Source organism: Curtobacterium sp. HSID17257 (assembly GCF_003989515.1).
Taxonomy (GTDB): domain Bacteria; phylum Actinomycetota; class Actinomycetes; order Actinomycetales; family Microbacteriaceae; genus Curtobacterium.
Genome location: NZ_RBLU01000018.1, coordinates 33,440 through 45,606, shown reverse-complemented (window position 1 = coordinate 45,606; position 12,167 = coordinate 33,440). Strand labels below are relative to the sequence as shown.

Here is a 12,167-nt window from a genome sequence, read left to right as displayed (position 1 = left end):
GTGCTGACGCTCGCGCCAGTGCCCGGTCCGCGAGCGTCAGCACGCTGAGCAGCACGCCGACGCCGAGCATCACCCACGCGAGCACGTGCAGGTCCGGCGTGGTCGGGGCCTGCCCGAACACCCCGCCGATCAACGAGGACGCCGCGATCGCGCCGATGTAGATGCTCGTGCGCGAGAGCCCGGCCGCCGTGCCGATGTACTCCGAGGGCACCACCCTGTACAGCGCCGCCTGGTTCGACACCGATGCCAGCGCTTGCGGCACCCCGAACAGCGCCGGTACGACGAGCAGGAGCACGAGCGGCGACCCGGCGTGCAGCAGGAGCAGGAGCCCGGAGCCGAGCAGGGGGACGAGCGCCGCGACGACGAGCGGCCGGCGGACGGCGGTGCGTCGCGCGACCAGGAACGACACCACCCCGGCGACGACGGCGGCCGGCAGCTGCAGGTACCCGGCGACGTCGCTCGGGTAGCCCGCGACGTCCTGCACCCACTGCGAGAACCCGTACGTCATCGTGTACGCGAGCAGGTAGGTCAGGAACAGCCGGGCGTAGGTGCGGGACAGGGCGCCGTTGCGGACGAGCAGCCGGACGTCGACGAAGGGTTTCGTCGCGCGCAGCTCCCACAGCACGAGCGCCACGAGCAGCACGACGGCGACCGCGAGCAGCCACCAGAGTCCGGCGCCGAGGTCGAGCAGGAACACCAGCAGCGCCGACACCGTGCCGGTCATGAGCACCATGCCGAGCGGGTCGAGCGCGGTCAGCACCGGGACGTCCTCGTCGGCACGCGGGCGCAGCCGGTCGGACGGCAGCCAGAGTCCCGCGACGACCAGCCCGAACACGGCGAGCGGCACGTTCACCAGGAAGATCGCGTGCCAGCCGAACGCGGCGATCAGCGCGCCACCGAGCGGCGGCCCGGCAGCGGCGGACACGAGCGACGTGATCGACAGCGCCCCGAGCACGAGCGGCGGCGTCGGCTTCCCGATCCGCAGCGAGTGCTGCCGCAGCGTGGTCAGGGCCGCCGGGTAGGCCGAGGACGTCCCGATGCCGATGAGCACGCGGGCGAACACGGCGCCACCGAAGCCCGTCAGCACCTCGGGCACGACGCCCGCGATCCCGACCAGGACGAGTCCCGCCGTGAAGACCTTCTTCGGGCCGAACCGGTCCGCGAGCTTGCCCATCGTCGGCTGCGCGATCGCACTCGCGAGGTAGAGCGCTGCGACGAGCCAGATCGCCTGCGCGGCCCCGATGCCGAGGTCGCGCGAGATCGGCGCGAGTGCCACCGACACCATCGTCGTGTTGATCGGGTTGAGGAGCGGCCCGACCAGGACGGGGACGAGGAGCTTCGGGCCGAAGCCGCTCCCGCCGGTGGAGGCGGTGTCGGCGGTGGTCGGGACGGGGGAGGTCGAGCTGGACGTGGTGGGGCTTCTTCCGGGGTCAGTCGTCGGTGAGCGGCAGGAGGATCGCGAGGGCACGGGCGACCGTGGCGCGGTCGTCCTCGGGCAGGGCCGCCAGACGGTCCGTGAGCACGCGGGAACGGTTGGCCCATGCGTCCGCGCGGGCCCGGGACCCCGTCTCCGTGGCCCGGACGAGGGTGCGACGGCCGTCCGCCGGGTCCGGACGGCGTTCGACGAGCCCGAGGTCGACGAGCGCCTGCACGGTCGCGCCCATCGACTGCGGGCGGACGCCCTCGGCGCGCGCGAGGTCGGCGACGGTGCTCTCGCCGTGGCGCAGGAGCCGACCGAGCGCGGCGGTCTGGGACGCGGTGACCTCGTCGGCCTTCCCGGCGAGCAGCGTGCGGCGGATGCGACCGTGCAGGGTCAGCAGGTCGTCCGCGAGCGTGTCGATCGGTTCCACGACGGAACAGTACGACCCAGCAGGGCGACTTGCAAGGTTGCCTTCCGATCAGACGACACCGTCGACGGCGGCGGCGATGGTGCCGTCCGTCGTGAACGGCCGCAGCGCGGCCACGAGTCCGTCCACGTCGTCGCCGAACCAGGCGTTGCTCGCCTGCACGCGGGGCCAGGCCTCCGCGAGCAGCTCCCGTCCGTCACGGGTCAGGTGCAGCCGGGAGGCCCGTCCCCGACCCGGCACCGCACCCCGCTCCACGAGTCCCCGCCGCTCGAGTCCGCCCACCAGTGCAGCCATGCTCTGCGGGCGTACCCCCACGGCGCGCGCGAGTTCGGCCTGGTTGTGCTCGCCGCCGGCGGCGAGCTGCACCAGTGCGCCGAACTCGACCGGGCTCAGGTCGAGGGGTTCGAGTTCCTCGGCGAGCCGACGGGCGAGCTCCCGCGCGGCGCGGATCACCGTCCAGGCGGCGACCGCGTCGACGTCGTCGTGGTGCACCGAGAGTTCGCTGGACACGGCCCGATCCTACCGGCGTACGTTCGAGTAACAGGAAACTGATACCGAAGGAGGGGTCCCATGACCGACACGATCGCGATCACGGGCGTCACCGGCGACGTCGGCGGGAAGACGCTCGAGCTGCTGCACGACGCCGGAGCGACGGTGCGCGCCGTCGTCCGTCGACCCGACCAGGCCGAGCGGCTCCGGGCACGGGGCATCGACGCGCGGCTCGCCGACCTCGACGACCTCGACGCCCTGACCCACGCCCTCGACGGGGTCGACCGGTTCTTCCTCGTCACGCCGGTCAGCGAGCGCCAGGCGCAGCAGGGCGAGACCGGTGTCCGTGCGGCGCAGCGGGCGGGCGTCCCCCGGGTGGTGCACCTGTCCGGCGGGGACGCGGCAGAGCACTCGCCGATGCCCTGGGCCGCCGCGGCGTGGCGGACCGACCGGATCCTGCGGGGGAGCGGCCTGGCGTGGACGATCCTGCACCCGTCGGCGTTCATGACGAACCTGCTGCCCTCCGCACCGGCGATCCGTCGCGGCTGGTACCCGCACACCACCGGTCGGGGCCGAGCGGGCTGGATCGACACCGCCGACATCGCCCGGACCGCCGCCGCGGTGCTGACCGAGGACGGCCACGACGGCACCGAACCCGTGCTCACCGGCCCGGACGCCCTCGACGCGCGCGGGATCGCCGCCGGGCTCTCGTCGGGACTCGGGCGCCGGGTGCGTCCCCTGCACCAGCCGAGCCGCGTCTACCGGACCGTCGTCCGCGCCGGCGGTGTCCCGGCGTGGCAGGCGGAGGGGCTCCGGCAGCAGTTCGGTCGGGTGCTCCGCCGCGGACTCGACGGCGTCGACGTGATGAGCGACGACGTGACCCGGATCACCGGACGGCCGCCGCGGTCCCTGGCGGACTGGGCACGCGACCACCGCGAGCAGCTGACGGGCCGGGGGTGACGCGGCGGACGTCCGCGGTGCCTCCCGGCCGTGTCGTCAGCCGGTGGAGGTGAGGGTCGTGACCAGGTGTTCCTGCACGTACCCGATCCAGTCGTAGACGTCGCGCAGGCCGACGCCGGCGTCCCCGGCGTACGAGGCCTCCTCCGACGCGGCGTCGGTGATGCCGAGCCGCTCCGCGATCGTCAACCGCAGGTCGGTGAGGCACCGCAGCCAGGCCTGCTCGTCCTGCGGGGTCATGGCGCCGTCCCGCGCTCCGGTGGTCCAGTCGTGCACGACGTCGGCGTTCGCGGTCTTCTGCGTCAGCAGGTCCGCCTGCGTCCAGCGGCGGAACTCGTCGCTCGCCTCGGTGTCCGACGGGTAGGCGTCCGGGAACATCCGGGCCGTGACGGGGTCCGACGACAGGTCGCCACCGAGTACCTGCTGCAGCTGTTCGGTGAGCGACGCGAGGACGGCGCGCTCGCCCTCGGACATGGCGAGGTGCACGCCGTCGGGGCGTCGGGCGAACGGGATCACGCGTCCGGTCCCGCCGCGCGGTCGACGGTGGCCTGCAGGCCGTAGCCGTGCATCGCCTCGACGTGGCGCTCCATCGCCTCGCGGGCGCCCGTCGCGACGATCGCCCGCCCGTCGTCGTGCACCTGGCGCATGAGCCGCTCGGCGCGGGCGTGCGAGAAGCCGAAGTAGCTCTGGAAGACGTAGGTGACGTACGACATCAGGTTCACCGGGTCGTCCCAGACCACGGTGACCCACGGGACGTCGAACCGGGCGGCGAGGTCGGTGCGCTCCTCGACGTCGGGGCTGGTCAGCGTCATGCGTCGACGGTCATGCGTCGGCGGGGATGCTCGGGTGCATGTCCCCAAGGGTGACACGAACGTGCGCGCTCGGTACGATCGTGGGGTCGCGACTGGCGTTGGATGGGTCACCATCGGGGAGCGACACCTGACACGGAGCGCGGCCGTACGCCTGGGCCGCGCCCACCCGTCCACCTCGTCGCGTCCGCGCGGCGACTCAGACAACGAGGAGTCCCGTGTCCATCACCGATCTGACGCCTGCCACCGCGCAGTCCACGTTCAACGCCCCGCTCGCCGAGGTCGACCCCGAGATCGCCGCCGTGCTGCAGAACGAGCTCGGCCGCCAGCGCGACACCCTCGAGATGATCGCGTCCGAGAACTTCGTCCCGCGTGCCGTCCTCGAGTCGCAGGGCTCCGTCCTGACGAACAAGTACGCCGAGGGCTACCCGGGCAAGCGCTACTACGGCGGCTGCGAGTTCGTCGACGTCGCCGAGCAGCTCGCCATCGACCGGGCCAAGGCCCTGTTCGGCGCGGCCTACGCGAACGTGCAGCCGCACTCCGGTGCCAGCGCGAACGCCGCGGTCCTGCACGCCATCGCCTCCGCGGGTGACACGATCCTCGGCCTCGAGCTCGCCCACGGTGGTCACCTGACCCACGGCATGAAGCTCAACTTCTCCGGCCGCATCTACAACGCGGTGTCGTACGGCGTCGACCCGGAGACCTTCGAGGTCGACTACGACGACATCCGCGCGAAGGCGATCGAGCACCAGCCGAAGGTCCTCATCGCCGGCTGGTCGGCCTACCCGCGTCAGCTCGACTTCGCGAAGTTCCGCGAGATCGCGGACGAGGTCGGCGCGACGCTCTGGGTGGACATGGCGCACTTCGCCGGCCTCGTCGCCGCCGGCCTGCACCCGTCGCCGCTGCCGCACGCCCACGTCGTGTCCTCGACGGTGCACAAGACGCTCGCGGGCCCCCGCTCGGGCATCATCCTGTCCAACGAGGAGTCGCTCTTCAAGAAGCTGAACTCCGCGGTGTTCCCGGGCCAGCAGGGCGGTCCGCTCATGCACGTGATCGCCGCGAAGGCCACCGCGTTCCTGCTCGCCGGCCAGCCGGAGTTCAAGGACCGCCAGGAGCGCACCCTCCGCGGTGCTCGTCTCCTGGCGGACCGGCTCACGCAGCCCGACGCGAAGGCCGCCGGCATCGACGTCCTCACCGGTGGCACCGACGTGCACCTGGTGCTCGTCGACCTCCGTGAGTCCGAGGTCGACGGCAAGCAGGCCGAAGACCTGCTGCACGAGGTCGGCATCACCGTGAACCGCAACTCCGTGCCGTTCGACCCCCGTCCGCCGATGGTCACCTCCGGTGTCCGCATCGGCACCCCGGCGCTGGCGACCCGCGGCTTCGGTGACGCCGAGTTCACCGAGGTGGCCGACATCATCGCGCTGACGCTCATGCCGAACCCGGACATCGCAGCGCTGTCGGCACGGGTCAAGGCCCTGACCGACGCGTTCCCGCTCTACGCGTGAGCGCCGCGTCCTCGCTCGCGCCGATGCCTCGTGAGCGTTGGGTGGGCGAGGGCAGTGCCGTCCGCATCGACGGCACCGCCCTCGCCGCGCGCACGCTCGACGACCTGAAGGTCCGCATCGACCGCCTGCACGACCACGGGTTCCGGCCCGGGCTCGGCACGATCATGGTCGGACAGAACCCCGGGTCGGTGTCGTACGTCGCCGGCAAGCACAAGGACTCGGCGCAGATCGGGCTCGACTCGGTCCGCATCGACCTCCCGGAGACCGCTTCGGCTGCGGACATCCGCGCCGCGATCCTGCAGATGAACGACGACCCCCGGGTCACCGCGTTCATCGTGCAACTCCCGCTGCCGCAGGGCATCGACCCGATCCCGATGCTCGAGCTGATGAACCCGGCGAAGGACGCCGACGGGCTGCACCCGACGAACCTCGGTGAGCTCGTGCTCGCCGTGCCCGGTGGTGCCGGCACGATCGACGCCCCGCTGCCGTGCACCCCGCGCGGCATCGTCGCGATGCTCGAGGCGTACGACGTCCCGATCCGCGGGCAGCACGTCACGATCATCGGGCAGGGGCTGACGGTCGGTCGTCCGCTCGGCCTGCTCCTCACCCGGCTCGAGGCGACCGCGACGCTGACGCACTCGCTGACCGAGGACGTCGCCGCCGAGTGCCGCCGCGCCGACATCATCGTCGCCGCGGCCGGGGTCGCCGGACTCGTGCAGCCGGACTGGGTCAAGCCCGGTGCAGCGGTCATCGACGTGGGCATCAGCCGGATCGTCGACGAGACCACGGGGAAGGCGAAGCTCCGCGGCGACGTCGACCCCGCGGTGGCGTCGGTCGCCGGGTACCTGTCGCCCACGCCGGGTGGCGTCGGACCGATGACCCGCGCGATGCTCATGAAGAACGTGGTCGAGGCCGCCGAGCGCCACCTGCGGTAGCGGCCGGGCCGGCCGGCTGCCTGCCGGTCCTGCCGGGTGCCGCTCCTGCCGGTCAGTTCCGCGAACGCGACAGACCACCGCGGAACGTTCGCGGTGGTCTGTCGCCCTCGCGGAACGGACGGCGGGCCTTCAGACGGCCTGGAGGCGCGGATCGCCCCCGCCCCGCGCCTCCCGCGGTGCTACGGTCGCGTCATGGGGGATGCAGGAGAGCTGACCGAACCGGTGCTGCGGGCACGGCCGGCGCCGTCCCAGCTCACGAAGGACGCCCGCTGGCTGGTCGTCATCGTGGTGCTCTGCATCCTGTTCCAGCAGCCCGGCTCGACGTGGAGCACGACGTTCTTCCACGCCGGCCAGGAGTTCGACTTCCGGTCGTCGCCGGCCCTCGGCACGACGCTCCTGACCATCGGCATCGCCCTCGTCGGGTTCGCCGTCGCGGTCGGCCGCCGAGGCGCGAGCCGCTTCGACGAGCACACCGTGATGGGGCTCACCCTCGCCGGTGTGCTCGTCGTCACCGCGGCGGTCTGGCTGCTGATGCCCGTGCAGATGGCCTGGGTGCAGTGGGCCGTGGAGCACGGTCAGCCGCACCCGTTCGTGCTCGGGGACGTCGTCGAGACGACGCGGTACGCCGACTACCTCGGCTGATCGGTCGCCCTGACGACGGCGTACGGCTCCGAGCTGTCGAACCGGGGGACCGACATCGAACCAGCCGCGCGTGCTGGTTCGATGTCGGAGACGTGGTTCGGAGCGCGCCGCGCGTCAGTCGCGCCGGGCGCCCTGCGCCGCGTGCACCGTGAACACGGTGGGCTCGCGGTACCCGGCCGCGGCGAAGGCGGACGTGACGGCCTCCGCGATGGTGCCACGGGCCTCCCGGTCGACCAGCGCGATCGCCGCACCGCCGAAGCCGCCACCCGTCATGCGTGCGCCCACCGCGCCGTGCGCCATCGCGGTCTCGACCGCCAGGTCGAGCTCCGGCACCGAGATCTCGAAGTCGTCGCGCATGGAGGCGTGCGAGGCGACGAGCAGCTCGCCGATCGCGCGCGGGCCCTGCTCGCGGAGCGTGCGCACGGTGTCGAGGACCCGCTGGTCCTCGGTGACGATGTGCCGGACGCGGCGGAAGGTCTCGTCGTCGAGGAGTTCCTGCGCGCGGGGCAGGTCCTCGACCGCGACGTCACGGAGCGCCTCGACGCCCATGGCTGCGGCACCGCGCTCGCACGAGTCCCGACGGGCCTTGTAGCCGCCGGTGGCGTGGGCGTGCTCGACGCGGGTGTCGATGACCAGCACCTCGAGCCCGTTCGCCTCGAGCGCCAGGTCGACCACCGCGGTGTCGAGCGTGCGGCAGTCGAGGAACACGACCGCGTCCTGCTCGCCGAGCAGCGAGGCGGACTGGTCCATGATGCCGGTCGGGGCGCCGACGGCGTGGTTCTCGGAGTACTGACCGACGCGCGCCAACTGCTTGCGCGAGAGGCCGAGCTCCCACAGATCGGTGAACGCCAGCGCGACACCACACTCGATCGCCGCGCTCGACGACAGGCCCGCGCCCACCGGCACGTCCGACTCGATGAAGACGTCGAACCCGGTCTTGCCGGACAGGTCCGCGCCCGCCTGCTCGCGCAGCGCCCAGGCGATGCCGAAGACGTAGGCCGACCACCCCTGCATGTGCGACGGGTCGAGCTCGTCGAGCGAGAGCTCGTGCACCGCGTCGGGCTCGAACGCCGAGGCGACCCGGATCAGCCGGTCGTCCCGCTGCCCGATCGAGGCGACGGTGCGGCGGTCGATCGCGAAGGGCAGCACGTACCCGTCGTTGTAGTCGGTGTGCTCACCGATCAGGTTGACGCGTCCGGGTGCGGAGTACCGCACCGTCGGCTCGTACCCGTAGACCTGCTGGAACGTCATGCGCGTTCGATCCCTCCTCGGATGAACTCGGCCGCCTTCTCGGGCACGAGGTCCCCGATCCAGGCGCCCATGGCGGCCTCGCTGCCGGCCAGGAACTTGAGCTTGTCGGCCGCGCGGCGCGGCGACGTGATCTGCAGCATGAGCCGCACGGTGTCCCGCGCGGTGTGCACCGGCGCCTGGTGCCATGCGGCGATGTACGGCGTCGGGCTGTCGTAGAGCGCGTCGAGCCCGCGGGTGAGCCGCAGGTGCATGTGCGCGAGTTCGTCCTTCTCGGCGTCGGTCAGGCCGGCGAGGTCGGGGACGTGCCGGTGCGGCAGCATGTGGATCTCGATCGGCCAGCGCGCGGCGAACGGCACGAAGGCGGTGAAGTGCTCGCCCTGCAGCACGACGCGCTCGGAGGCCCGCTCGTTCGCGAGGTGCTGCTCGAACAGGTCCGGACCGAAGCGCTCGATCGACGCGAGCAGTCGCTGCGTGCGGGGGGTGACGTACGGGTACGAGTAGATCTGCCCGTGCGGGTGGTGCAGCGTGACGCCGATCGCCTCGCCGCGGTTCTCGAACGGGAACACCTGCTGGATGCCGGGCATCGCCGACAGTGCAGCGGTGCGGTCCGCCCACGCCTCGACCACGGTGCGGGCGCGCGACTCGCTGATCGAGGCGAACGAGCCGCTCGTCTCGGGGGAGAAGCACACGACCTCGCAGCGGCCGACGCTCCGGAGCTGGCGGTTGAGCCCGACGTCGGACAGGGACTCGAGCGACTCGGGGGCGTCGTCCGCCTCGAGCAGCGGGCCGAACGACGGGGACCGGTTCTCGAACACCGCCACGTCGTAGCGGCTCGGGATCTCGGACGGGTTCGCCGCGGTCTGCGGCGCGAGCGGGTCCTGGTCGGCGGGCGGCAGGAACACGCGGTTCTGCCGGCTCGAGGCGATGGACACCCACTCGCCGGTCAGGACGTCCTGCCGCATCCGGGCCGTCTCCGGCCGAGGATCGAGGACGCGCTGGTCGATGCTGCGCTCGGCGGGCAGCTGGGTGTCGGCGTCGTCGAAGTAGATGAGCTCGCGTCCGTCGGCGAGCGTCGTCACGCGCTTGGTGATCACCGCAGCAGCCTACTCGCCTGGCGAAGCGTTGCGAAAGACTCCGTAAGTGCGCGAAACTCGCCCTGTGCGCGATGACCTCTCCTTCCTCGACGGGTCGCTGCCCGCGCCGCTGCGGCAGGACCGCATCGTCTCCATCGTCGAGGGTGCCCCCGGCCTGGTCCGGACGGCCTCCCTGGCAGCGGCGCTGGGCACCAGCGAGGTGACCGTCCGCCAGGACCTCGCCCTGCTCGACCAGGAGGCCCGCATCCGTCGGGTGCGCGGTGGTGCGGTCCGCCGCGGGGCCGGTTCCCCCGAGCGCCCCTTCGAGGAGACCGCCGTCGAGCACCAGGTCGCCAAGGCCGCCATCGGCCGTGCTGCGGCGGCCATGGTCCGGTCCGGCGAGTGCGTCGTGCTCGACGTCGGCACCACGCCGGCCGCGGTGGCGACGGCACTCGTCGCGCGGGAGGACCTGACCGACCTCACCGTCGTCACCAACTCACTGACGACGGCGCTCGCGCTCGAACCGGCGGTCCCGCGGTTCACCGTGGTCGTCACCGGGGGGACCCTCCGCCCGCTCCAGCACTCCCTCGTCGCGCCCTTCCTCGGCGCGGTGCTCCCGATGATCGCTGCGGACGTGGTGTTCCTCGGCGGCACCGGGCTCGACGTCGAGCACGGCCTGACGAACGTGAACCTGCCCGAGACCGAGGCGAAGCGGATGCTGGCCGACGCAGCCCGGCGTACCGTCGTGGTGGCGGACGGCTCGAAGTTCGGCCGGACCCACCTCGGCGTCGTCCGCCCGCTCGAGGACATCGACGTCGTCGTCACCGCCGAGGTCACGGCGGACGCCGTCGCCCCGGTCCGGGCGGCAGGGGTCCGGGTGATCGTGGCCGACGAGGACGGCGGCACAGCACCAGACGGAAGGAAGTCGCACGCATGACCGCAGCAGCACCCACCGGAGCGCAGTACCACCTCCGCCACGCCGGGCCGGACGGGGTCGTCGAGGCCGTCGTCACCGAGGTCGCCGCGGGCATCCGGGAGCTCCGCGTCGCCGGGTTCGACCTGACCGAGCCGTTCCCCGTGACCTCGCTGCCGCCCGGCGCCGACGGCATCGTGCTCGTCCCGTGGCCGAACCGCGTCGCCGGTGCCGTCTGGGAGCTCGACGGCGGGCGGCAGCAGCTGGACGTCTCCGAGCCGAAGTACGGCAACGCCTCGCACGGGCTGCTGCGGTTCTCGCCGTACCGCGTGGTGACCCAGACCGAGTCGTCGATCGAGCAGCAGGCGACGATCCACCCGCAGCACGGCTGGCCGTTCACGCTCGAGACCCGCGTGCACCACGAGCTCGTCGACGACGGCGTCCGGGTGACCCACACGATCGTGAACCGCTCCGGCGTCCGCGCCCCCTTCGCCGTCGGGGCCCACCCGTACCTGCGTGCGGGTGACACCCCGGCCGAGGACCTCGTCATCACGCTCGACGCCGCCACGGCGTTCACCGTCGACGAGCACAAGATCCCGGACGGCACGGTGTCCGTCGAGGGCACGCCCTACGACCTGCGGTCGGGACAGCGCGCCGGTGACGCCGACCTCGACACCGCGTACCGGGACATCGCCGCCGACGAGCACGGTGTCCGGCACACGACGCTGCACGGCCCGGAGGGCGACGGCGTCGAGCTCTGGCAGGACGAGTCGTTCCCCTACGTGCAGGTCTTCACCTCCCGTGAGTTCCCCCGAGGCGACGGCACCGGGCTGGCCGTGGCGGTCGAACCGATGACGGCGCCCGCCAACGCCCTGAACTCCGGCGAGGGCCTGCGCTGGCTCGAGCCCGACGAGTCCTGGACCGGTACCTGGGGCATCCGCCGCGTCTGGTCCTGACCGCCGGCGGGTGTTCGGGGCCCGAGTCTCGCGTGCAGCGACGGTCCTCGCGCTCCCGGGCCTGCGATCCGTCGCTCAGCGCGAGACTCGGCCCCGCGCCCGTGAGGCACCCGGACACGACGAAGGCCGCCCCGTGTGGGGCGGCCTTCGTCGTGCGTGCTCGTGTGCGTCAGGCGCGGCGCATGCGCAGTGCCTCGACCGCGAGCGACTCGGTGCCGTAGCGGCCGATCTCCTGTGCCCAGGCCGGGTCGTCGCCGCGCAGGGCCGTGTACTCGCTGCCCTGCCGGCACACGTACCCGAGGACGGCGGTGGCGGTGGCGACCTCGACGAAGTCGGTGCGGATGTGCCGGGTCGTGACCTGCGCGTTGCGGCGCAGGGTGTCGAGGAGGAGCTGGTTGCTCATGGTGGTGTTCGTCGCTGCTGCGAGCTCGACGATGCGGCGCGCGTCACCGGTGGTGCTGGTCTGCGTGGCGTCGATGGGCTCGGTCACGGTGTACCCCGTTCGTTCTCTGGTGCTGCGGTGGTTCCGGACCCGCTGATCGGATCCGGGAACGACACTATCGGCGCTGCGCCTGCAAACCGCTGAACGAGGTCTGAACTGTGCACAGGACGCACCATGAACATGCTGAGTCCGGGTTGTACCCCGACAGATGCCTGAACAAGGCTCGGTGACGTCGGAGGTGGAGGAGGTGGGCCCCGTGGGGCTCGAACCCACGACCCTCGGATTAAAAGTCCGGTGCTCTACCAACTGAGCTAGAGGCCCTCACCCGCAAGGCTAGCGGGTGAG

Annotated in this window: 14 protein-coding genes, 1 tRNA gene and 1 riboswitch; of the genes, 6 read left to right on the top strand and 9 right to left on the bottom strand. The window is 72.3% G+C overall.

Going from position 1 to position 12,167, the window contains the following annotated elements:
* The 3 genes from D8M35_RS05215 to D8M35_RS05205 all read right to left on the bottom strand — a co-directional run.
* Positions 1-1,468, bottom strand: a 1,468-nt coding sequence (locus D8M35_RS05215) for an MFS transporter (protein ID WP_126890897.1), incomplete at its 3' end; no start/stop codon positions are given.
* Positions 1,431-1,850, bottom strand: coding sequence for a MarR family winged helix-turn-helix transcriptional regulator (locus tag D8M35_RS05210; RefSeq protein WP_126890896.1), 420 nt, complete (start codon positions 1,848-1,850; stop codon positions 1,431-1,433). The genes D8M35_RS05210 and D8M35_RS05215, both read right to left, overlap by 38 nt.
* A gap of 48 nt (positions 1,851-1,898) precedes the next feature.
* A complete protein-coding gene (locus D8M35_RS05205; RefSeq protein WP_126890895.1) occupies positions 1,899-2,357 on the bottom strand; it encodes a MarR family winged helix-turn-helix transcriptional regulator in 459 nt (152 codons plus the stop codon).
* A gap of 60 nt (positions 2,358-2,417) precedes the next feature.
* Between D8M35_RS05205 and D8M35_RS05200 the strand changes: the two genes are divergently transcribed.
* Positions 2,418-3,296, top strand: coding sequence for an NAD(P)H-binding protein (locus D8M35_RS05200; RefSeq protein WP_126890894.1), 879 nt, complete (start codon positions 2,418-2,420; stop codon positions 3,294-3,296).
* A 36-nt stretch (positions 3,297-3,332) separates the two neighbouring features.
* Here D8M35_RS05200 and D8M35_RS05195 read toward each other — a convergent pair whose 3' ends face one another.
* Positions 3,333-3,809, bottom strand: coding sequence for a DUF2017 family protein (locus D8M35_RS05195; RefSeq protein ID WP_126890893.1), 477 nt, complete (start codon positions 3,807-3,809; stop codon positions 3,333-3,335).
* Positions 3,806-4,105 carry an ATP-dependent Clp protease adapter ClpS gene (gene clpS / locus D8M35_RS05190; RefSeq protein WP_058728592.1) on the bottom strand — a complete coding sequence of 100 codons (300 nt, stop codon included), beginning with the start codon at positions 4,103-4,105 and terminating at the stop codon, positions 3,806-3,808. Before clpS ends, D8M35_RS05195 begins: the two co-directional genes overlap by 4 nt.
* A 78-nt stretch (positions 4,106-4,183) precedes the next feature.
* Positions 4,184-4,269: riboswitch (ZMP/ZTP riboswitch) on the top strand.
* Positions 4,270-4,326: 57 nt separating this feature from the next.
* Between clpS and glyA the strand changes: the two genes are divergently transcribed.
* The 3 genes from glyA to D8M35_RS05175 all read left to right on the top strand — a co-directional run bounded on the left by glyA (position 4,327) and on the right by D8M35_RS05175 (position 7,187).
* Positions 4,327-5,610: a serine hydroxymethyltransferase gene (gene glyA, locus D8M35_RS05185; protein ID WP_066658740.1), complete on the top strand. Its 1,284-nt coding sequence runs from the start codon at positions 4,327-4,329 to the stop codon at positions 5,608-5,610.
* A gap of 23 nt (positions 5,611-5,633) precedes the next feature.
* Entirely contained in the window at positions 5,634-6,545 is a 912-nt protein-coding gene (locus D8M35_RS05180) for a tetrahydrofolate dehydrogenase/cyclohydrolase catalytic domain-containing protein (RefSeq protein WP_126890898.1), read from the top strand.
* Between the two features lie 192 nt (positions 6,546-6,737).
* Positions 6,738-7,187, top strand: a complete 450-nt coding sequence (locus D8M35_RS05175) for a hypothetical protein (protein WP_126890891.1) — start codon at positions 6,738-6,740, stop codon at positions 7,185-7,187.
* A 114-nt stretch (positions 7,188-7,301) separates the two neighbouring features.
* On the opposite strand, the gene galK is transcribed toward D8M35_RS05175, so the two are convergent.
* Both galK and galT read right to left on the bottom strand, forming a co-directional pair.
* Entirely contained in the window at positions 7,302-8,438 is a 1,137-nt protein-coding gene (gene galK, locus D8M35_RS05170; RefSeq protein WP_126890890.1) for a galactokinase, read from the bottom strand.
* On the bottom strand, positions 8,435-9,532 hold the full coding sequence (gene galT, locus D8M35_RS05165) for a galactose-1-phosphate uridylyltransferase (RefSeq protein ID WP_126890889.1): 1,098 nt from the start codon (positions 9,530-9,532) through the stop codon (positions 8,435-8,437). The genes galK and galT overlap by 4 nt, the downstream gene beginning before the upstream one ends.
* A 64-nt stretch (positions 9,533-9,596) precedes the next feature.
* Between galT and D8M35_RS05160 the strand changes: the two genes are divergently transcribed.
* Positions 9,597-10,448: a DeoR/GlpR family DNA-binding transcription regulator gene (locus tag D8M35_RS05160; protein WP_126890888.1), complete on the top strand. Its 852-nt coding sequence runs from the start codon at positions 9,597-9,599 to the stop codon at positions 10,446-10,448.
* A complete protein-coding gene (locus tag D8M35_RS05155; RefSeq protein WP_126890887.1) occupies positions 10,445-11,380 on the top strand; it encodes an aldose 1-epimerase family protein in 936 nt (311 codons plus the stop codon). The genes D8M35_RS05160 and D8M35_RS05155 overlap by 4 nt, the downstream gene beginning before the upstream one ends.
* A gap of 169 nt (positions 11,381-11,549) precedes the next feature.
* On the opposite strand, the gene D8M35_RS05150 is transcribed toward D8M35_RS05155, so the two are convergent.
* Both D8M35_RS05150 and D8M35_RS05145 read right to left on the bottom strand, forming a co-directional pair.
* On the bottom strand, positions 11,550-11,870 hold the full coding sequence (locus D8M35_RS05150) for a hypothetical protein (protein WP_126890886.1): 321 nt from the start codon (positions 11,868-11,870) through the stop codon (positions 11,550-11,552).
* 200 nt (positions 11,871-12,070) lie between these two features.
* Positions 12,071-12,143, bottom strand: a tRNA-Lys gene (locus D8M35_RS05145).
* Positions 12,144-12,167 lie beyond the last annotated feature (24 nt).